This window comes from Paraburkholderia fungorum, from assembly GCF_046027605.1.
Lineage (GTDB): Bacteria > Pseudomonadota > Gammaproteobacteria > Burkholderiales > Burkholderiaceae > Paraburkholderia > Paraburkholderia fungorum_F.
The window spans coordinates 247,003-267,250 of sequence record NZ_JAQQEF010000007.1; the positions used below are offsets into that span (position 1 = coordinate 247,003).

The window sequence follows — 20,248 nt, forward strand, 5'->3', positions numbered from 1 at the left end:
TCCTCGATCCGCTTAGGACGCCAAGGGCGCGTCGTTCAACGTGCGCACCCGCTCAATCATCTCTGCACCGAACTGCACATACGCTTGCGCGCCGCGCGACGCCTTATCGAACACGACACCCGGCAATCCGTAGCTAGGCGCCTCGGCAAGACGCACGTTGCGCGGGATCACCACGTCGAACACCTTGTCGCCGAAGTGCTCTTTCAATTGATCCGAGACTTGCTGTTGCAAGGTGATGCGCGGATCGAACATGACGCGCAACAGACCGATTACCTTCAGATCGCGATTCAGGTTCGCATGCACCTGCTTGATCGTGTTCACCAGGTCGGACAGACCCTCAAGGGCGAAGTACTCGCATTGCATCGGAATCACCACGCCGTGCGCGGCGCACAGTCCGTTGAGCGTCAGCAGCGACAAAGCAGGCGGGCAGTCGATCAGGATGAAGTCGTATTCACTTTCGACCGCCGCCAGGGCGGCCTTCAATTGGCGCTCACGGTTCTGCACGCTGACCAGTTCAACCTCGGCGCCAGCCAGTTCACGATTGGCGGGCAACATATCGTAACCGACGGCTTCCGGACGTACTCGCGCATCGGCCACCGCTACGCCATCCACTAGCACTTCGTAGACGGTGTTTGCGCATGCAGCCTTGTCGATGCCGCTACCCATCGTGGCGTTGCCCTGCGGGTCCAGATCGATGAGAAGGACTCGCTGTCCCTGCGCTGCCAGGCTCGCGGCCAGATTGACTGCCGTCGTCGTCTTGCCGACGCCGCCTTTCTGGTTCGCAACGCAGAAGATTTTTGCCATCGTTGGTGTGTCCCTGTCCCTTTTTGCTGCTTGAATAAAGTAGAAAGCGCTTCTGATACGCGGTGAGCGTCCCGGATCCGGCGGTGGCTGTCAGCTTTTGACGTCCACCTGCACCTTGATCAGGTGCCGCTCCGCGTCGAGCGACGGCACATTTAGCCGAATAATCTGTTCCACGTGGGCGCCCGCTGGCAGGCGCTCGATCTCACCATCCGGACGCACGCCCTTCATCGCCCAGATCGCTCCCTTGTCCGCAACCAGATGACGGGCCAGTGTAACGAAATCCGCGAGTTCTGCGAATGCGCGCGACACGATTACGTCGAACTTTGCCTGTACTTCGGCGCCCGGCTGCAAAGTCTCGACGCGTCCGGTGACGACCGACAGGTTCGCAAGGCCGAGCTCAGCTTTGGCCTGCGCCTGGAAAGCCGTCTTCTTGTGAACGATGTCATTGACGGTGACCGTCCAGTCGGGCAAAACGATAGCCAGCACGATGCCAGGCAGGCCACCGCCGGAGCCCACGTCCAGCACCGAGGACGCACCGCGCACAGCGAGATGCGGCACGATCGAAAGCGAATCCAGGATGTGCTGAATCAGCATCTGCCGGGGATCGCGGATCGCCGTCAGGTTGTAGACGGCATTCCACTTGGCCAGCAAGGCTACGTAGTCGAGCAGTTTGCCGCGTTGCGCGTCGCTTAAATCGAGGCCAAGTTCGCGGACGCCGTCCGCGAGCAATGGCGCCAATGCCTCGCTATCCCGTGCCTTCTGACTCATCGTCATTGCGCCACCGGCGTGCTATCGGCGCCGGGCTCGGCGGGTTTCGTCGAACTGCGCCCCAAGCCACGCTTCAGGTGGACCATCAGCAAGGAGATGGCCGCCGGGGTAATGCCGGAGATACGCGACGCCTGGCCGATAGTCTCGGGACGGAATTGCGTCAGCTTCTGACGCGCCTCGAACGACAGCCCTCTTACCTCGGCGTAGTCCAATCCCTCCGGCAAACGCGTACTTTCGTGTGATTCATTTCGCTCGATCTCATCAGCTTGGCGGTCGATGTAACCCTGATACTTGATGCCGATCTCGATCTGCTCCTTGATCTGGGCAAGCAGAACGTCGTCTTCGGCCAGTGTTTCGGGGGCGGCACATGCACCCGCGCGCAAACCGCAGACGCCGTCGTAAGTCACGCCCGGACGGCGGAGTAAGTCGGCCAGACTGTATTCGTGATCGATCGGCTTGCCGAGCAGCGCGGTCGCTTCTTCGGCTGGCAACGTCTTCGGGTTCACCCACGTCGTGCGAAGGCGCTCTGTTTCACGTGAAACAGCGTCGCGCTTGCGGCTGAATGCATCCCAGCGGATATCGTCGACCACACCAAGCTCACGACCGATCTCCGTGAGACGCATATCGGCGTTATCTTCGCGCAAGCTCAGACGGTATTCGGCGCGGCTGGTAAACATGCGATACGGCTCAGACACCCCGCGCGTCACCAGGTCATCGACCAGAACACCCAAATATGCTTGATCACGGCGCGGGCACCATGCGTCCTTGCCTTGCACCTGCAAGCCCGCGTTGATCCCCGCCAGCAAACCTTGTGCAGCAGCCTCTTCATAGCCGGTCGTGCCGTTGATCTGACCGGCAAAGAAAAGTCCGTTGATCACCTTGGTTTCCAGCGATGCCTTCAGCCCACGTGGATCGAAGTAATCGTATTCGATCGCGTAACCCGGCCGCAGAATGTGTGCGTGCTCCAAACCACGCATCGAGCGCACGAGTTCCAACTGCACGTCGAACGGCAGGCTGGTGGAAATCCCATTCGGATAAAACTCGTTCGTCGTCAGCCCTTCCGGCTCGAGAAAGATCTGATGCGATTCCTTCGACGCAAAGCGGTGAATTTTGTCCTCAATCGACGGGCAATACCGCGGCCCTACCCCTTCAATCACACCCGTGTACATCGGCGAGCGATCGAGACCGCCACGGATGATGTCGTGCGTGCGCTCATTCGTATGCGTGACCCAGCACGGCACTTGGCGCGGATGCTGCTCGACGCGCCCCAGAAACGAGAAAACCGGCACCGGATCCAGATCGCCCGGCTGCTCTTCAAGTTTCGAAAAGTCGATCGTCCGGCCGTCAATACGCGGCGGCGTCCCCGTCTTGAGGCGGCCCTGCGGCAACTTCAATTCCTTAAGACGCGCCGATAGCGATACCGCGGCCGGATCACCGGCACGGCCACCGGTGTAGTTGTTCAAACCCACGTGAATCTTGCCGTCGAGGAACGTCCCGGCCGTCAGCACAACCGCACGCGAGCGAAAACGAATCCCCACCTGTGTCACGGCACCGACCACCCGGTCGCCTTCCACCATCAAATCGTCAACCGCCTGCTGGAACAGCCACAGGTTTGGCTGGTTCTCTAGCCGATGGCGGATTGCCTGCTTGTACAGCAGACGGTCCGCCTGCGCGCGCGTCGCACGAACAGCAGGACCCTTCGACGAATTGAGGATGCGGAACTGGATCCCGCCCTCGTCCGTCGCGGCCGCCATCGCACCGCCAAGCGCATCGACTTCCTTCACCAGATGGCCCTTGCCAATACCGCCGATAGACGGATTGCAGCTCATCTGACCAAGGGTTTCGATGTTGTGCGTCAGCAGGAGGGTGGTATTACCCATGCGCGCCGAAGCCAAAGCGGCTTCGGTGCCGGCATGACCGCCGCCGACGATGATTACGTCAAATTCTGTGGGAAAAAGCATCGCGGATCTCACGCCAGATCGTCGCGTGAGCCTTTCAAAGGAAAATGTATGGGCGGATTATAACGGGTTCGGTTTCGGCCCGAATTTCGACCGAATGGCCCGACAAGAAAAAAGCGGTGTGTTTCACGTGAAACACACCGCTTCGAACCACAATCATCCAAAAAAAAACGAGGAATTACGCCACTTTCTTGGCCAGCCCCAGATAGGTTTCGATCACACGCGAATTCTGCGCCAAATCAGCCGCAGGCCCTTCCAGCGCCAGCTCGCCCGTTTCAAGCACGTAACCGTAGTCCGAGATTTGCAACGCTGCGCGGGCATTCTGCTCGATCAGCAGTGTCGCGACGCCGGTCTGCCGCAGCGCGCTAATGATGTGGAAAATTTCCTTCACGATCAGCGGCGCGAGACCCAGACTCGGCTCGTCGAGCATCAGCAAATCTGGTTTGCCCATCAACGCACGGCCGACTGCGAGCATCTGCCGCTCACCGCCGGACAACGTCCCGGCCGCCTGCTTCCGGCGCTCTTTCAAGCGAGGAAAAAGCGCAAAGACCGGTTCGAGCTGATCAAGAAAGTTGCGCTCCCCTGCCCGCTTGCGCCGATACGCGCCGAGGACCAGATTGTCTTCAACCGTCATCGACGCGAACAACTCGCGCTTTTCCGGCACCAGACACATGCCGCGTGCGACCCGCTTTTCAACCGGCACCGCGCTGACATCTTCACCTTGATAGAGTACCGAGCCTTTCGCATGGCCCGTAGTCGGCAATGCGCCCATGATCGCGTTCAGCAACGTGGACTTGCCTGCGCCGTTCGGACCAATCACTGAGACGATCTGCCCAGGCCGCACCTTGATTGCCGCGCCATGCAGCGCCTCCACCTTGCCATAGCGGACGGACAGCGCGTTCACGTCAAGAATCGGTGCAGTTGCATTCATCGTGTTTTCCATCACTCCACCCCGCCCAAATAAGCCTCAAGCACAGCCGGATTTTGCTGGACGTCCTGCGGCAGGCCTTCCGCGATCCGCGTACCGAATTCCATCACCACGAGTCGATCGGTGAGATTCATCACGAAATCCATGTCGTGTTCGACCAGCAGCACACTCATGCCTTCGGCTTTGAGGCGGCGCAGCAAATCCGCCAATTGCAGCTTTTCCTGATACCGCAGACCGGCGGCAGGTTCGTCCAGCAGCAACAAGGTCGGGTCACAGCACAGCGCCCGAGCAATTTCGAGAATCCGCTGCTGCCCCAACGCAAGGCTACCCGCCTCGTCGTACATATGTTGTTCGAGGCCGACGCGGCGAATCTGGCGCGCCGCTTCGGCCATCAGGCGCGCTTCTTCAGCGCCGTTCAGCCGCGCAACGCTGCGCCACACGCCGGCGTGGCCACGCAAATGCGCGCCGATTGCGACGTTCTCCAGCACCGTCATACCAGGTAGCAGCTTGACGTGCTGGAAGGTACGGCCAATGCCACGCTTGACGATTTCACGTGAACTCAGCGAATCGATACGCTCGCCGCGAAATGTGATTTCGCCGCTTGTCGCTTGCAGCACGCCTGTGACCAGATTGAAGGTCGTCGATTTACCGGCTCCGTTCGGACCGATCAAACCGATGATCTGCCCTGCCTTCACCTCGAAGCTGACATCATTCACCGCGACCAGGCCGCCGAACTGCTTGCGCGCCTTATTCACCGTCAACAGGCCTTCACCCGCGGTCGGCTTGCTGCGCTGCGGCAACGGCTCGGCATGATCAGACAGGTGCGCACGGGGTCCCTTCGGGAAAAACCGGGCGACAAACGGCCACACGCCTTGGCGAGCATATTGCAGCAGCAACACCATCAAGATGCCGAACACGATGACTTCGAAGTTACCGTTCTCGCCGAGTAGCTTGGGCAGCAGCGTTTGCAGATAGTCCTGCAGCACGGTCAGGATCGCTGCCCCGAGCACGGCGCCCCAGACATGCGACACGCCACCCACCACGGCCATGAACAGAAACTCGATGCCGTGGTTCAGACCAAAAGGCGTGGGATTCACTGCGCGTTGCAAGTGCGCGTACAGGAAACCGGAGATCGACGCCAACACTGCGGCATAGACGAAGATCACCACGCGCATCCACGCCGTGTTGACGCCCATCGCTTCAGCCATCATGCCGCCGCCGCGCAGCGCGCGGATCGCCCGCCCTGGCCGGCTATTAAGCAGATTCTGAACGGAAATCACCGCACCGAGCACCACCACCCAGATCAGGTAATAGATATGGCGGCCGGACTCCAGATTGATGCCAAAAACATTCAGCACCGGAATCCCGTTAATGCCGTCGTACTTGCCGAGCATCTCCATGTTGCCGAACAGATAGAACAGCGCGAGCCCCCATGCGATCGTGCCGAGCGGCAAAAAGTGGCCCGACAGCCGCATCGTCACGAGACCCAGCATCAGCGCGATCAACGCCGTCACCACCACGCCCGCGATCAGCGCGAGCCAAGGCGACACGCCATACGTCGTTGTCAGATACGCGGTCGCATACGCGCCGATGCCGACGAACGCCGCCTGTCCGAAGCTCGTCATTCCGCCGATGCCTGTCAGCAGCACGAGACCGATTGCAACGATCGAATACAAGCCGATGTAATTGAGCAGCGTCACCCAGTACTCGGGCACATGAATCGGATGCGGCAACACCGGCAACGCGAACAGCACCACGAGGAACAGCCAGAAGAACTTGTTTTGCATGATCCGTTTCATCGTGTCACTCCTCTTCCTCTTCCGAGTGCGGGCTGGCCAGACTCCGCCACAGCAGCACCGGGATGATCAGCGTGAACACGATCACTTCCTTGTAAGCGCTCGCCCAGAACGACGAATACGACTCCAGCAGGCCGACCAGGATCGAGCCCGCTGCCGCCAGCGGATAGCTGACCAGGCCGCCGATAATCGCCCCCACGAAGCCCTTCAGACCGATCAGGAAGCCCGAGTCGTAATAGATGGTGGTCAAGGGTGCGACGAGGATGCCGCACAGCGCACCGAGCCCTGCCGCAAGCGTGAACGCGAGACGCCCCGCCTGCGTCGTGCCGATGCCGACGAGCCGCGCGCCGAGCCGGTTCACCGAAGTCGCCCGCAAAGCCTTGCCGGAGATCGAGCGGTCGAAGTACAGATACAGCGCACCGATCAGCACCACCGCCGTACCGACCACCCACAAACTCTGCCCGGAAATCGACAGGCTGCCGAGATTGAAAGTCGCATCCGAGAACGCCGTGGTGCGTGAGCCTTCCGCACCGAACATCACGAGCCCGAGGCCGACCATCGCAAAGTGCACCGCCACCGCCACGATCAGCAGCAACAGCGTGGTCGCCTCCGCAATCGGCTCATAGGCGAGCCGATAGACGAACGGCCCCATCGGAATCACGATCAGCAGCGTCAGTGCGATCTGCGCGATCATGGGTAGCTGATGTAGAAAAACACCTTGCGTGAGCGCGTAGACCGCGATCGGAAACAGCAGGTATTTGCCCACCAGCATGACCAGCGTGCGGGCCGCATGCCGGCGCCGTTCAGGATGTCGCACCAACCCTGCCACCTCGACCACGAAGCACGCCGCGCCCATTGCCATCAGCAACCAGCAGGTCGCCGGAAATTTCTGCGTCTGCAGTGCGGCGAGCGTCAACGCGCCGTACGAAACAAATTCCCCTTGCGGGATGAAGATCACCCGCGTCACGGAGAACACCAGCACCAGCGCGAGCGCGAGCAGCGCGTAAATCGCGCCCGTGGTGATGCCGTCCTGAGCGAGGATCGCCGCAATTGATAGATCCATACTTCCTCATCCTGAAGCGTCGAAATCGAAACCGGGAACAGCCAGGGCGGCAGAACCCGCGGCCGGCCACTGACCTGCAATGCCAGAAAAGGCAACCGCCGCGCCGGGACACGGCGCGGCGGTCGTTGCCATTGTCATCGAACAGAATGGCAATGCGGCGTCATCTGCCGCAAGTTGCGCGAGAGGCGCGTATCGTTTTTGTTGTTAGTCGTTTTGCAGCTTCCACTTGCCGTCAACGATCTGCACGATCACGCGTGCGCGCTTGTCGAGGCCATTGTGGTCGGTCGTTGTGGTGTTCATGATGCCGTGCGAGACCGGCAGCTCCTTGATGTTCTCAAGCGCGCCACGCAGTGCCACACGGAACGCTTCAGTGCCCGGTTGAGCGGTCTTCAGCGCGACCGGAATCGCGGCTTGCAGCATCTGGCCGGCGTCCCATGCGTGACCGCCGAAGGTCGCCACCGAGCCCGTGCCGTACGCTTTCTCATACGCTGCCTTGTACGCCAGCGACGACTTCTTCACCGGGTTCGATTCCGGCAACTGATCCGCCACGAGAATCGGGCCGGCCGGCAGGAACTCGCCTTCACAGTCCTTGCCGCACACGCGCAGGAAGTCGTTGTTGGCGACGCCGTGCGTCTGATAGACCTTGCCCTTGTAGCCGCGCTCCTTGAGCGTCTTGGCCGGCAACGCGGACGGCGTACCCGCACCCGCGATCAGCACTGCATCGGGGTTCGCGCCCATCGTCTTCAGCACCTGGCCGGTCACCGATGCATCGGTGCGGTTAAAGCGTTCGTTGGAGACGATCTTCAGATGATGTGCCGCGGCCGCAGCGGTGAAGACGTTGTTCCAGCCGTCGCCATACGCGTCCGCGAAGCCGATGAAGCCGACCGTCTTCACGCCGTGATGCTCCATGTAGTCGGCGATTGCGTCAGCCATCAGGCTGTCGTTTTGCGGCGGTTTGAAGGCCCATGCGCGCTTGGCGTCCATCGGCGAAATGATCGCGGCCGATGCCGCCAGCGAGATCACCGGCGTCTTGCCTTCGGCCGCGGCGTCGAGCATCGCCAGCGAATTCGGCGTGACGGTCGAACCGATGATGGCGTCGACGTGGTCTTCGTCGATCAGCTTGCGCGTGTTCTGCACAGCCTTGCCGGTGTCCGATCCATCGTCGAGGATGATGTACTGCACCGTCTTGCCGCCGATCTCTTTCGGCAGCAGCGCGATGGTGTTCTTCTCAGGAATCCCGAGCGAGGCAGCCGGCCCCGTGGTGGACAACGTAACGCCGATTTTCACCTGCGCAAAGGCTGCGCCCGCGCCGCACATCAACGCCATTGCGATACCGGTGCGTACCCATTGCTTTGTCTTTTTCATTGCAAGTCTCCAAACGCTTTAAAGCGCGTATCTGTAATCCGGCTCACGGGCCGGGTGTCTAAATCTAGTTATAGGGTTCACGCATGCCAAGCATGGTTTCCCCTGCTCAGCATCAATGCCTTCGCCCTTCTGGTACCACTCTCCTGCTGCGAACCACTACTGCGATTTTTTATGCGACAAAACACTAACATGTTAGTGGCATTTCGTTCTGCATCATCCACAGACAATAGACGGTTATTCGTCTGCGGGGTTGTTCGGAAACCAACTGCTGCGCCCGCCCTTCGAGCGCTTGTTGTTCGATTGTCCAACCCGTCTCCCGCACCGCCATTCATCAAATGCGGACAATAAAAAAGACGCGTCAACTGCTCGCGTCTTTTTTGATGAGATTCCGTATCGCTTCGCCTTCGCTCAGTCGCCGGACAGCTTCCACTTACCGCCGACGATCTCCACCATCACACGCGCCCGCTGGTCGAGGCCAGCATGATCGTTCGCGCTCATGTTGAAGATGCCGTGGGAAGCGGGCATGTCTTTCGTGTTTTCGAGTGCTGCGCGCAGTGCTTCGCGGAACGCAGGCGTGCCCGGCTGACCTTTCTTCAGCGCTACCGGAATCGCGCGCTGCAACAGCAAGCCTGCATCCCACGCGTGGCCGCCGAATGTCGATATCGAGCCAGCGCCGTAGGCGGCTTCATACGCCTGCTTGTAGGCGAGCGAGGTCTTCTTCACCGGGTTCGAATCGGGCAGCTGATCAGCAACCAGCAACGGACCGGCCGGCAGATAGGTGCCTTCGCAATCCTTGCCGCACACGCGCAGGAAGTCATTATTGGCGACGCCATGCGTCTGATAGTACTTGCCCTTGTAGCCGCGCTCCTTGAGCGTTTTTTGCGGCAGCGCGGCCGGTGTGCCTGCGCCAGCAATCAGTACCGCGTCCGGATTCTGCGACATGATCTTCAGCACCTGGCCGGTCACCGAAGCGTCGTTGCGTGCGAAGCGTTCGTTCGCGACGATCTTGATCTTGGCGAGGTCGGCAGCCTTGCCGAATTCCTTGAACCAGCTCTCGCCGTAGGCGTCGGCAAAGCCGATGAATCCAACCGTTTTCACGCCGTGATTCGCCATGTGCTGCGCGATCGCGGTGGCCATCAGAATGTCGTTTTGCGGCGTCTTGAAGACCCAAGCGCGCTTCGCATCCATCGGTTCGACAATGCTCGCCGCGGCGGCCATGGAGATCATCGGCGTGGTGCTTTCCGCCGCGACATCGATCATGGCCAGCGAGTTCGGCACGACGGTCGAGCCGATCAACGCATCCACATGATCTTCGCTGGTGAGCTTGCGGACGTTCTTCACGGCCTGGGTGGAATCGGTGGCGTCATCGAGCACGATGTAGTCGATTTTCTGCCCCGCCACTTCTTTCGGCAGCAGCGCGATCGTGTTCTTTTCCGGAATGCCGAGCGACGCGGCCGGTCCCGTTGCCGACACCGTGACGCCGATTTTCACGTCCGCGAATGCATGGCCACTCCATGCTGCGGATACTCCGGTGGCGACCAGTGCCGCGCTCATCCAACGCAATGCCGACTTCATCCCGCTCCTCTATCTACCCCGTTATTCATTTGAATTCAAATCCGTGGATTCGAATCGCCGACCAGGCGGTCGGTGAATGGGGAGTTTAGCGGACGAAAGCTCCGCGCTGCAAGCATTTTGCGGGGTCGCGGCGGGCGAAATGGGGAGTGGTTCGGTGAATAAAAAAGGGTCACCGAATTAGCTTGGGATTTGAATGGTGCTTTACAGAAAGTACAAATAAAAAGCGCTGTTGGATATCAATCCAACAGCGCTTTCGTCTGGGCACTGAGTGCCTCATTGTCTCCTCGTTCTCCACCTGCAAAATTCGTGGTGCATCAGAACTGCATGAAGATTAAACGAGCGCCTGGTTCGCTACAACTAGCAATTACCCTAGTGGTGCACTGCGGCACTGAATTGGGGCATGTTATGTGCAGCCCTGCTTGCAGCGTCAACACGCGCAGCATAAGGCCCTGCTTCGCCTACTTCAAGCTGCCGAATTACATCGGATGCCGAAGCAATCTGCTATTCCGCACCACTTCAGGCCCGCAATGGCCGCACCCGCGCAATGATCTCGCCGACAATGCCGCGCCGGAACGCCAGCACACAGGCGATAAAAATCAGGCCCGTCACAATGGTCACCGATTCGCCCAGCGACCGGAACCATTCGACGCCCGTGGACGTTGCCAGCGCGGTGCCGATATCGCCGAGCCGGTCTTCCAGTGCAACGATCAGCGCCGCACCGAGCAGCGGCCCGAACAGCGTGCCCATGCCACCGACCAGAGTCATCAGGATCACGAGGCCCGACATGGTCCAGTACGCGTCGCTCAGCGTCTCGAAGCCCTGCACCAGCACCTTGAGCGAGCCCGCCAGCCCGGCAATCCCCGCCGACAGAATGAACGCCAGCAGCTTGAACCGATCCGTATCGTAGCCAAGCGACACGGCGCGCGGTTCGTTCTCCTTGATCGCCACCAGCACCTGCCCGAACGGCGAGTGCACGATCCGCACGATCAGCAAAAACGCCAGCACCATCACGGCCAGCACAACAAAGTACAGCGTCACATCCGACGACAGATCCAGCAAGCCGAACAGCTTGCCGCGTGGTACGCCTTGCAGGCCGTCCTCGCCGTGCGTAAACGGTGCCTGCAGGAACACGAAGTAGACCATCTGCGCGAGCGCCAGCGTCACCATCGCGAAGTAGATCCCCTGCCGCCGAATCGCAAACAGGCCGACCACCAGCCCGAGCACCGTCGCCGCTGCCGTGCCGGCCAGCACGCCGAGCTCCGGCGACAAACCGAGCGTCTGCATCGCATAACCAGTGACATAGCCGGCCGAGGCGAGAAACATGGCGTGACCAAACGAGAGCAAGCCGGTGTAGCCGATCAGCAGATTGAAGGCCGCGGCGAACAACGCAAAGCACATCACCTTCATGATGAAGAGCGGATAGATGCCGAGTACCGGCACCGCGAGAAGCCCGATCAGCAGCAGACCGTAGAGCACTTTTCTCTGCATCATTTTTCCTTGCCGAAGAGACCCGCCGGACGCACCAGCAACACGAGCGCCATGATCACGAAGACGACGGTCGCCGACGCTTCCGGGTAAAACACACGCGTCAGCCCTTCGATCACGCCTAACATCAGGCCAGTCAGAATCGAGCCCATGATCGAGCCCATGCCGCCGATCACGACCACCGCGAACACGGTGATGATCATCGGCTGGCCCATCAGCGGCGAGACTTGAATCACAGGCGCGGCGAGCACGCCGGCGAATGCTGCCAACGCGACGCCGAAGCCATAGGTGAGCGTGATCATCAGCGGCACGTTGATGCCGAACGCCTCCACCAGCTTCGGGTTTTCAGTGCCCGCGCGCAGATAGGCGCCAAGACGCGTCTTCTCGATCACGAACCACGTCGCGAAGCAGACCACGAGCGACGCCACCACCACCCACGCGCGATAGTTCGGCAGGAACATGAAGCCGAGATCGGTCGCGCCGGAGAGCGCCGACGGCACGTCGTACGGCTGGCCGGACGAACCGTAGATCGAACGGAACACGCCTTCGACAACCAGCGTGAGCCCGAAGGTGAGCAGCAGCCCATACAGGTGATCGAGCTTGTACAGCCAGCGCAGCATCGAACGTTCGATCAGCATGCCGAACAGGCCGACGATCAGCGGCGCGAGCACCAGCATCACCCAATACGGCAGGCCGAAATACGAGAACCCCATCCACGCGAGCATCGCGCCGAGCATGAACAACGCGCCGTGCGCGAAGTTGATCACGTTGAGCAAGCCGAAAATTACCGCAAGACCCAGGCTCAGAATCGCGTAGAACGAGCCGTTCACGAGCCCCAGCAGCAGCTGGCTCAGCATTGCCGGTAGCGGAACGCCAAAGATTTCCATTGAAGCCTTAATCCCTTAAGCCATCGCCAAGGTGAGATCGGTCATGCACGATCCGGCCGGCGTGCGATCGGTGAGTCATGCGCTGATCGCACGCGGCATGTGAAACGCTTTAACATCGGGCTGTGTACCATCACGGCGCCATGAGTACCCCGTCAGACGGAGCTCAAAGGCGACCGTTTGGTTATCAACCTACGCTTATTTCCACAACGCGCAGCGCGTTTGCGCCTTGGTCGTGAACGCCTGTTCGCCCGGGATCGTCGCCATGATCTTGTAGTAATCCCACGGCTCCTTGGATTCGGCCGGTGTCTTCACCTGCATCAGGTACATGTCGTGGATCATGCTGCCGTCCTGACGGATGTAGCCCTTCGCGTAGAAGTCGTCGATCTTCGTCTTCTTCAGTTGCGCCATCACCTTGTCGGTGTCTGTCGAACCGACCGCTTTCACCGCATTCAGATACGTCATGGTCGCGGAGTAGTCGGCCGCTTGCAGGCTCGACGGCATCTTCTTCATCTTGTCGAAGTAGCGTTGCGCCCACTTACGCGTGGCGGCGTCCTTGTTCCAGTACCAACTGTCCGTCAGCACCAGACCTTGGGTGGTTTCCAGACCCAGGCTGTGCACATCGTCGATGAACATTAGCAGCGCAGCCAGTTTCATTGTCTTGGTGATGCCGAATTCCTTGGCAGCCTTGATCGAGTTGACCGTGTCGCCGCCCGCGTTGGCGAGGCCGAGAATCTGCGCCTTCGACGCCTGCGCCTGCAGCAGGAACGAGGAGAAGTCCGACGCCGACAGCGGATGCCGCACCGCGCCGAGCACCTGCCCGCCATTCGCCTTCACCACGTCCGACGTGGCTTTTTCAAGCGCCTTGCCGAACGCGTAGTCAGCCGTCAGGAAGTACCACGTCTTGCCGCCCTGCTTCGTCACCGCCGAACCCGTGCCGTTGGCCAACGCCGTGGTGTCGTATGCATAGTGAATCGTGTACGGCGTGCATTGCTCGTTGGTCAGCGTGTCGGCGCCCGCGCCGATGTTGATGTAGACCTTGTGTTTTTCGCCGGCCACCGTGTTCATCGACAGACCTGTCGCCGAGTTCGTGCCACCGATCAGCATATCGACGCCATCCCGGTCAAACCATTCGCGCGCGCGCGACGCGGCGATATCCGCCTTGTTCTGGTGATCCGCGTAGACCAGCGTAATCGGCTTGCCGTTGACCTTGCCGCCGAAATCGGCGATTGCCATGCGGATCGCTTCGAGGCCGCCCTGGCCGTCGATGTCCGCGTACAGCCCCGACAGATCGGTGATGAAGCCGATCTTGACCGCATCGTCAGCCGCCTGCGCGCTGCTCATCGTCAACGCGGCGCCGGCGGCAACCGCGAAACAAAGGGTGGCAAGCCGCGCGAGTGGGTTCTTTTTCATTCCTGTCTCCTGGTTTCTTCGCTTGTGGTTATCAGAGGCAATCGGACGCTTCTCGTTACTTCCTGTCTATACGCCCAGTAGATCGTGCAGTACCGGCATCTTGCTTTCGAGCTCACTGGCTTCGAAGTGTTCCACGATCCCACCGTGCTCCATCACGTAGAAGCGATCGGCGAGTGGCGCGGCAAAGCGGAAATTCTGTTCGACCATCACGACGGTGTAGCCGCGCGCCTTGAGCGTCATGATCATGCGCGCGAGCGCTTGCACGATGACGGGTGCGAGGCCTTCCGAGATTTCGTCGAGCAATAACAAACTCGCACCGGTACGCAGAATGCGCGCGACGGCCAGCATCTGCTGCTCGCCGCCCGAGAGCCGCGTGCCCTGGCTCATGCGGCGTTCCTGCAGATTCGGAAACATCGAATAGATTTCTTCGAGCGACATCATGTGCGCCTTGTCGCCGACGGGCGGCGGCAACAGCAGATTTTCCTCACACGAGAGGCTCGAAAAAATGCCACGCTCTTCCGGGCAATAACCGATGCCGCAATGGGCGATGCGATGCGTCGGCAGATTGATGGTTTCGCGTCCGCCGATGCGGATCGAACCCGTGCGCCGGCCGGTCAGGCCCATGATCGCCCGCAGTGTGGTGGTGCGCCCCGCGCCGTTGCGGCCAAGCAGCGTGACGACTTCGCCACGGTTTACCGTCAGATCCACGCCATGCAGGATATGGGACTCCCCGTACCATGCCTGCAAACCCGCGATTTCCAGCGCGGGGGCACCGCCAGCTGTGTCGCTCACTTCGAGGCTTTCGTGCTCGGCAATCGTATTCATGCGTGAGCTCCGGCGAGCGCCGCGTCCGCGCTGCCCATGTAGGCTTGCATCACAAGTGGGTTCTTCGACACCTCTGCGTAGCTGCCTTCAGCGAGCACTTCGCCCCGTTGCAGCACGGTGATGGTGTCGGAGATGCCGGCGATCACGTTCATGTTGTGCTCGACCATCAGGATCGTGCGGCCGCTCGATACTTTCTTGATCAACGCGGTGACACGATCGACGTCTTCATGGCCCATGCCTTGAGTCGGCTCGTCGAGCAACATCAACTCGGGCTCCATCGCGAGCGTGGTGGCGATCTCCAGCGCGCGTTTGCGGCCATAGGACAGTTCTACCGTGAGCACGTCGGCGAAATCGGTCAGTCCGACCTGAGTGAGCAGATCCATCGCGCGATCGTCGAGTTGGCGCAGCGTGCGTTCACTCTTCCAGAAGTGAAATGCGGTGCCCAGCACGCGTTGCAAACCAATGCGCACGTTCTGCAATGCTGTCAGATGCGGAAATACGGCAGAGATCTGAAATGACCGGATGATGCCGCGCCGCGCGATTTGCGCCGGGCGTTCATTGGTGATGTCGACACCGTTGAAGACGATCTGGCCCGCGGTCGGTTCGAGGAATTTGGTGAGCAGATTGAAGCAGGTGGTCTTGCCCGCCCCATTTGGGCCGATCAGCGCATGGATCGAGCCACGGCGCACACGCAGGTTCACCCCGTTCACGGCGATGAAGCCTTTGAACTCGCGGGTGAGGCCGCGCGTTTCGAGAATCGTATCGCCGAGAATCATGTTCCCTTCCATACGGAGTAAGGCGAAGCACTACGATCTTCCGCGCGAACCCCTGCGCGACGTTTGATGACGGCGACACCCCCGTGTCGCTCGTTGGCGTGCTGCACCAATCCGGATGGTAGTCCATGGGGCGGCACGCAGCATGGCTGCCATTGTCGCGCCAATGATGCAGCGCATTCATCGGGATTTGCACTTAGTGGATGACGACTGCGTGAAACAAGCCGACGGCACGCGCGAGGCGTGCCAGAGCGGTGTTTGGGTCTCGCTCGGGGCGTGCCCGGGGATGCCCGAGCGATTCTTGAATCTTGCTCAAGCGTGCCTTGGGATGCCCGAGTAGCGCTCAACCTTGCTCAAGGCATGCCAGGGAAAGTCCGAAGCGCGCGCTGCGGCCTCGGCCCCGTGCCACACCGCGTGTCACATGGTGGACATGGACGGCGCAGCGCTCGTTTGAACCAGCACGCTGCTGGCCACGCGTGCGCGGCGGTCTTCGCGGATCATATCGCTGGCGCGTTCGGCGATCATCAGCGTCGGCGAATTAGTGTTGCCGGAGGTGATGGACGGCATGACCGACGCATCGACCACCCGCAAACCGTCAACACCGATAACTCGTAGCCGGTTATCGACTACCGCGCCGGGGTCGTCGATGGTACCCATGCGGCACGTGCCGACCGGATGAAAAATGGTGGTGCCGACCGCACCCGCGGCCTGCCGAAGTTCATCTTCGGTCTGGTACTGAATACCGGGCAGAATCTCTTGCGGCCGATAGCGCGCGAGCGCAGGCGCTGCAGCAATGCGACGCGTGAGACGCAACGCGTTGGCGGCGACGTGCCGGTCGTAATCCGTGGACAGATAATTGGGCGAGATCAACGGTGGCGCCGAAGGATCGTTCGATTCGATGTGAATGTTGCCGCGCGAGGTCGGCCGCAACTGACACACCGACGCGGTGAACGCATTGAAACGGTGCAGCGGTTCACCGAAGCGATCGAGCGAGAGCGGCTGCACGTGATACTCGAGGTCGGGGCGCGTGAGCGAGCGATCGTCTGGATCGGATTTGGCGAACGCGCCGAGTTGCGATGGCGACATCGACATTGGACCGCTTTGAAAGAACGCGTACTGCATGCCGATCATCAGCTTGCCCCACCAATGGGCGGAGGCGGTATTGAGCGTGCGCACGCCGTCGACCTTATAGGCCATGCGCAATTGCAAATGGTCCTGCAGATTTTCGCCGACGCCATGCAGATCATTCACGACCTCGATGCCTAGGTTCTGTAGCCGTGCGCCATTGCCGATACCGGACAGTTCGAGCAATTGCGGCGAGTTGACCGCACCCGAACTGAGGATGACTTCACAACGGGCTTTGGCGAGATAGTCGGTGTTGTCGCCGCGATATTCGACACCGGTGCAGCGACGTCCTTCGAACACGACGCGCTGTGTGTGCGCGCCGGTGATGACGGTGAGATTTGGGCGCTTGAGGGCTGGGCGCAAGAATGCTTTCGACGCGTTCCAACGGATACCGCGTTTCTGATTGACGTCGAAGTAGCCGACGCCGGTGTTGTCACCGCGATTGAAGTCTTCTGTGGCGGGTATGCCGGTTTGTTGCGCGGCTTGTGAGAACTCTTCGAGGATCTTCCACTTCAGACGTTGCTTTTCGACGCGCCATGGTCCGCCCGCGCCATGCGATTCCGACGCGCCGGCGTGGTGGTCTTCGCTGCGTTTGAAGAGGGGGAGGACGGCGTTCCATGACCAGGAGGCGTCGTTGGTGACACGGGCCCAATCATCGTAGTCCTCGCGCTGGCCGCGCATGTAGATCATGCCGTTGATGGATGAACTGCCGCCGAGTACTCTGCCGCGCGGGTATGAGAGGGAGCGGCCGTTCAGGCCGGGTTCTGATTGGGTTTTGTAGAGCCAGTCGGTGCGAGGATTGCCAATGCAGTAGAGATAGCCTACCGGCACGTGGATCCAGTGATAGTCGTCTTTGCCGCCGGCTTCCAGCAGGAGGACCTGGATTTCTGGATCTTCAGTGAGGCGGTTGGCCAGGACGCAGCCTGCCGTGCCGGCGCCAACTATGATGTAGTCGAATTCGCCTTCGGTACGCCTGGCGGCGTGGGGTTTGGTGTTGCTCATTGTTTCGTCTCCTAATCTTGTTGCCTGCGCGGCGCTTGTTTGTCCATCTGCCTACGGCGTTCGGCTTTTCTTGATTTGGTTGTCTTTTGGTTGTCTGCTCGCGATCGTTTGGTTGGTTGTCTGTTTGCCTACGGCGTTGGCCTTTCCTTGATCTCTTATTGGTCTATTAGCGTTGCCCCTGTGCGGGGCGGCACTTACTTTCTTTGCCGCCGCAAAGAAAGATAAGCAAAGAAAGCGGCTCAACCCGCCAGCTCATAAGCGGGTCCCCCGCACAGTCGCGGTAGTGGTGCATCTGGAATCCGTTCCCTCGCACATTCAACCTTAGTGACCAAGCAGTCATACTTCCGGCGGCGCTGCGCGCGCCGAAGCGCATTTCATAAAACCGACCACCATGTTTTCGCATTCGCGCTTCACTCGGCGCGATGCACCAACGTGTGTCGCCTCTTCTCCTCTTCGCCTCTTCTCCTCTTCTCCTCTTCGCTTCTGTCTCTCTCGCCGCTGTCGCTTGAGCGCTTCGCCGAGGCGGAGCCGATGGCCCCACCGCCCCGAACGAAACCCTTGGTTTCCCATGCATACCCATCCGCGACGCACGTAGTGCGGAGTGGGAGCTGATGAGCGCGTTGTCACTCACGCCGAATGTGCGAGGGCACTGATTCCAGATGCACCACTACCGTAACTGTGCGAGGGACCCGCTTATGAGCTGGCGGGTTGAGCCGCTTTCTTTGCTTATCTTTCTTTGCGGCGGCAAAGAAAGTAAGTGCCGCCCCGCACAGGGGCAACACTAATAGACCAATAAGAGATCAAGGAAAGGCCAACGCCGTAGGCAACCCACCAACCAATCGCGAGCACACAACCAAATCAAAAAAAGCCACCGCCGCAGGCAGACAACCAACCAAGCGCAGGCAGGCAAGAAAAACCGTAACTCTTATTTAGCCACCGGCATAGCAAACTCAGCCCCCTTCCCGATGCTATCCGGCCACCTCTGCATGATGCTCTTATACCGCGTATAAAACCTCACACCCTCTTCCCCATAGGCATGATGATCACCAAACAAAGACCTCTTCCACCCACCAAAAGAATGCCATGCCATCGGCACAGGAATCGGCACATTAATCCCCACCATCCCGATCTCGATCCGCCGCGCGAAAGCCCGAGCCACACCACCGTCGGAGGTAAACAACGACACCCCATTGGCAAACTCGTTAGCGTTAATCAACTCGACAGCAGACGCAAAATCCGGCACCCGCACAATACACAGCACCGGACCAAAAATCTCCTCGCGATAAATCTTCATATCGGTCGAGACATCATCGAACAACGTGCCGCCGAGAAAGAACCCTTTCTCATGCCCGGCCACCTGATGGCCCCGCCCGTCCACAACCAGCTTCGCACCAGCCTCAACACCAGCATCGATATAACCCGTCACCTTCTCGCGATGCGCCGCCGTCACCAACGGCCCCATCTCGGCTTCCGATTCCATGCCGTTGAGAATCTTCAGGCTCTTCACACGCGGCGTCAGTCGCTCGATCAATTCATCGGCAATATGCCCCACTGCAACAGCCACCGAAATCGCCATGCAACGCTCGCCCGCCGAACCGTAGGCCGCACCGATCAATGCATCGACCGCCTGATCGAGATCCGCGTCCGGCATCACCACGAGGTGATTCTTCGCACCGCCCAACGCCTGCACGCGCTTGCCGTGCTTCGTGCCTTCCGTATAGATGTACTCGGCAATCGGCGTCGAACCGACAAACGACAACGCGCTCACCTCGGGATGCACGAGCAACGCATCCACCGCCACCTTGTCGCCATGCACGACGTTGAACACGCCATCCGGCAAACCCGCTTCTTTCAGCAATTCCGCCAGTCGATTCGAGACGGACGGATCACGTTCCGATGGCTTCAGCACGAACGTGTTGCCGCATGCGATCGCCACTGGAAACATCCAGCACGGCACCATCATCGGGAAATTGAATGGCGTAATTCCGGCGACCACGCCCAGCGGCTGACGCAAATTCCAGTTGTCAATGCCGCCGCCGATCTGGTCGGTGAAGTCGGTCTTCAACAGATTCGGAATGCCGCACGCGAACTCGACGATCTCGATGCCGCGCATCACCTCGCCCTTCGCATCCGAAAACACCTTGCCGTGCTCGCGCGTGATCAACTCCGCGAGTTCGTCATGGTGACGGTCGAGCAATTCCTTGAACTTGAACAGCACGCGCGCCCGCTTGATCGGCGCGGTTTCGCTCCATGCGGGAAAAGCAGCATTGGCGGCAGCAACCGCCGCATCCACTTCCGCGACGCTCGCCAACGGCACCCGCGCGCTCACGCTGCCAAGCGCGGGATTGAAGACGTCGCCGAAACGGCCGCTCGTGCCGTCGACCCGCTTGCCGTTGATGAAATGGGTCAGCGCGCGTGCGCTCGTCTCGCTCCGGACGGTTTCGTCCTGATATGTCTCGCTCATCGTTTTGTCCTCTTCCTGTG

The 20,248-nt window shown here is 60.2% G+C and carries 15 protein-coding genes; all 15 read right to left on the reverse strand.

Annotated features, from left to right (window positions below; genetic code table 11):
- Nucleotides 1–12 precede the first annotated feature (12 nt).
- The 15 genes from PQR53_RS14655 to PQR53_RS14725 all read right to left on the reverse strand — a co-directional run bounded on the left by PQR53_RS14655 (nt 13) and on the right by PQR53_RS14725 (nt 20,228).
- On the reverse strand, nt 13–804 hold the full coding sequence (locus PQR53_RS14655) for a ParA family protein (protein WP_408454814.1): 792 nt from the start codon (nt 802–804) through the stop codon (nt 13–15).
- A gap of 90 nt (nt 805–894) precedes the next feature.
- Nucleotides 895–1,578, reverse strand: a complete 684-nt coding sequence (gene rsmG, locus PQR53_RS14660; protein ID WP_408454817.1) for a 16S rRNA (guanine(527)-N(7))-methyltransferase RsmG — start codon at nt 1,576–1,578, stop codon at nt 895–897.
- Nucleotides 1,575–3,533 carry a tRNA uridine-5-carboxymethylaminomethyl(34) synthesis enzyme MnmG gene (mnmG, locus tag PQR53_RS14665; protein WP_408454820.1) on the reverse strand — a complete coding sequence of 653 codons (1,959 nt, stop codon included), beginning with the start codon at nt 3,531–3,533 and terminating at the stop codon, nt 1,575–1,577. Before mnmG ends, rsmG begins: the two co-directional genes overlap by 4 nt.
- Nucleotides 3,534–3,708: 175 nt before the next feature.
- On the reverse strand, nt 3,709–4,461 hold the full coding sequence (locus PQR53_RS14670) for an ABC transporter ATP-binding protein (RefSeq protein WP_408454822.1): 753 nt from the start codon (nt 4,459–4,461) through the stop codon (nt 3,709–3,711).
- Between the two features lie 11 nt (nt 4,462–4,472).
- The gene (locus PQR53_RS14675; protein ID WP_408454825.1) at nt 4,473–6,257 is read right to left on the reverse strand and encodes a branched-chain amino acid ABC transporter ATP-binding protein/permease; all 1,785 of its coding nucleotides are present in this window, start codon (nt 6,255–6,257) and stop codon (nt 4,473–4,475) included.
- 4 nt (nt 6,258–6,261) lie between these two features.
- On the reverse strand, nt 6,262–7,317 hold the full coding sequence (locus PQR53_RS14680; RefSeq protein ID WP_179735253.1) for a branched-chain amino acid ABC transporter permease: 1,056 nt from the start codon (nt 7,315–7,317) through the stop codon (nt 6,262–6,264).
- A 204-nt stretch (nt 7,318–7,521) separates the two neighbouring features.
- Nucleotides 7,522–8,682 (reverse strand): ABC transporter substrate-binding protein, encoded by a 1,161-nt coding sequence (locus tag PQR53_RS14685; protein ID WP_408454829.1) that lies wholly within the window; start codon nt 8,680–8,682, stop codon nt 7,522–7,524.
- Nucleotides 8,683–9,090: 408 nt separating this feature from the next.
- Nucleotides 9,091–10,257 (reverse strand): ABC transporter substrate-binding protein, encoded by a 1,167-nt coding sequence (locus PQR53_RS14690; protein ID WP_408454832.1) that lies wholly within the window; start codon nt 10,255–10,257, stop codon nt 9,091–9,093.
- Between the two features lie 516 nt (nt 10,258–10,773).
- Nucleotides 10,774–11,745 carry a branched-chain amino acid ABC transporter permease gene (locus PQR53_RS14695; protein ID WP_408454965.1) on the reverse strand — a complete coding sequence of 324 codons (972 nt, stop codon included), beginning with the start codon at nt 11,743–11,745 and terminating at the stop codon, nt 10,774–10,776.
- On the reverse strand, nt 11,745–12,629 hold the full coding sequence (locus PQR53_RS14700; protein ID WP_408454835.1) for a branched-chain amino acid ABC transporter permease: 885 nt from the start codon (nt 12,627–12,629) through the stop codon (nt 11,745–11,747). The genes PQR53_RS14695 and PQR53_RS14700 overlap by 1 nt, the downstream gene beginning before the upstream one ends.
- A gap of 195 nt (nt 12,630–12,824) precedes the next feature.
- Nucleotides 12,825–14,039 carry an ABC transporter substrate-binding protein gene (locus tag PQR53_RS14705; RefSeq protein ID WP_179735263.1) on the reverse strand — a complete coding sequence of 405 codons (1,215 nt, stop codon included), beginning with the start codon at nt 14,037–14,039 and terminating at the stop codon, nt 12,825–12,827.
- A 66-nt stretch (nt 14,040–14,105) separates the two neighbouring features.
- Complete coding sequence (locus PQR53_RS14710; RefSeq protein WP_408454837.1) at nt 14,106–14,864, reverse strand: ABC transporter ATP-binding protein; 759 nt, start codon at nt 14,862–14,864, stop codon at nt 14,106–14,108.
- The gene (locus PQR53_RS14715; RefSeq protein ID WP_179735267.1) at nt 14,861–15,640 is read right to left on the reverse strand and encodes an ABC transporter ATP-binding protein; all 780 of its coding nucleotides are present in this window, start codon (nt 15,638–15,640) and stop codon (nt 14,861–14,863) included. The genes PQR53_RS14710 and PQR53_RS14715 overlap by 4 nt, the downstream gene beginning before the upstream one ends.
- A gap of 414 nt (nt 15,641–16,054) precedes the next feature.
- Nucleotides 16,055–17,764, reverse strand: coding sequence for a GMC family oxidoreductase (locus tag PQR53_RS14720; protein ID WP_408454839.1), 1,710 nt, complete (start codon nt 17,762–17,764; stop codon nt 16,055–16,057).
- 925 nt (nt 17,765–18,689) lie between these two features.
- Entirely contained in the window at nt 18,690–20,228 is a 1,539-nt protein-coding gene (locus PQR53_RS14725; RefSeq protein WP_408454842.1) for a CoA-acylating methylmalonate-semialdehyde dehydrogenase, read from the reverse strand.
- Between the last annotated feature and the right edge of the window lie 20 nt (nt 20,229–20,248).

What these genes read in the sequence shown, in the direction of transcription:
- mnmG (WP_408454820.1), bottom strand. Translation starts at nt 3,533, where the DNA reads ATGCTTTTTCCCACAGAATTTGACGTAATCATCGTCGGCGGCGGTCAT.
- PQR53_RS14695 (WP_408454965.1), bottom strand. Translation starts at nt 11,745, where the DNA reads ATGCAGAGAAAAGTGCTCTACGGTCTGCTGCTGATCGGGCTTCTCGCG.
- PQR53_RS14680 (WP_179735253.1), bottom strand. Translation starts at nt 7,317, where the DNA reads ATGGATCTATCAATTGCGGCGATCCTCGCTCAGGACGGCATCACCACG.
- PQR53_RS14670 (WP_408454822.1), bottom strand. Translation starts at nt 4,461, where the DNA reads ATGAATGCAACTGCACCGATTCTTGACGTGAACGCGCTGTCCGTCCGC.
- PQR53_RS14675 (WP_408454825.1), bottom strand. Translation starts at nt 6,257, where the DNA reads ATGAAACGGATCATGCAAAACAAGTTCTTCTGGCTGTTCCTCGTGGTG.
- PQR53_RS14655 (WP_408454814.1), bottom strand. Translation starts at nt 804, where the DNA reads ATGGCAAAAATCTTCTGCGTTGCGAACCAGAAAGGCGGCGTCGGCAAG.
- PQR53_RS14715 (WP_179735267.1), bottom strand. Translation starts at nt 15,640, where the DNA reads ATGATTCTCGGCGATACGATTCTCGAAACGCGCGGCCTCACCCGCGAG.
- PQR53_RS14685 (WP_408454829.1), bottom strand. Translation starts at nt 8,682, where the DNA reads ATGAAAAAGACAAAGCAATGGGTACGCACCGGTATCGCAATGGCGTTG.
- PQR53_RS14705 (WP_179735263.1), bottom strand. Translation starts at nt 14,039, where the DNA reads ATGAAAAAGAACCCACTCGCGCGGCTTGCCACCCTTTGTTTCGCGGTT.
- PQR53_RS14700 (WP_408454835.1), bottom strand. Translation starts at nt 12,629, where the DNA reads ATGGAAATCTTTGGCGTTCCGCTACCGGCAATGCTGAGCCAGCTGCTG.
- PQR53_RS14710 (WP_408454837.1), bottom strand. Translation starts at nt 14,864, where the DNA reads ATGAATACGATTGCCGAGCACGAAAGCCTCGAAGTGAGCGACACAGCT.
- PQR53_RS14720 (WP_408454839.1), bottom strand. Translation starts at nt 17,764, where the DNA reads ATGAGCAACACCAAACCCCACGCCGCCAGGCGTACCGAAGGCGAATTC.
- PQR53_RS14690 (WP_408454832.1), bottom strand. Translation starts at nt 10,257, where the DNA reads ATGAAGTCGGCATTGCGTTGGATGAGCGCGGCACTGGTCGCCACCGGA.
- rsmG (WP_408454817.1), bottom strand. Translation starts at nt 1,578, where the DNA reads ATGACGATGAGTCAGAAGGCACGGGATAGCGAGGCATTGGCGCCATTG.
- PQR53_RS14725 (WP_408454842.1), bottom strand. Translation starts at nt 20,228, where the DNA reads ATGAGCGAGACATATCAGGACGAAACCGTCCGGAGCGAGACGAGCGCA.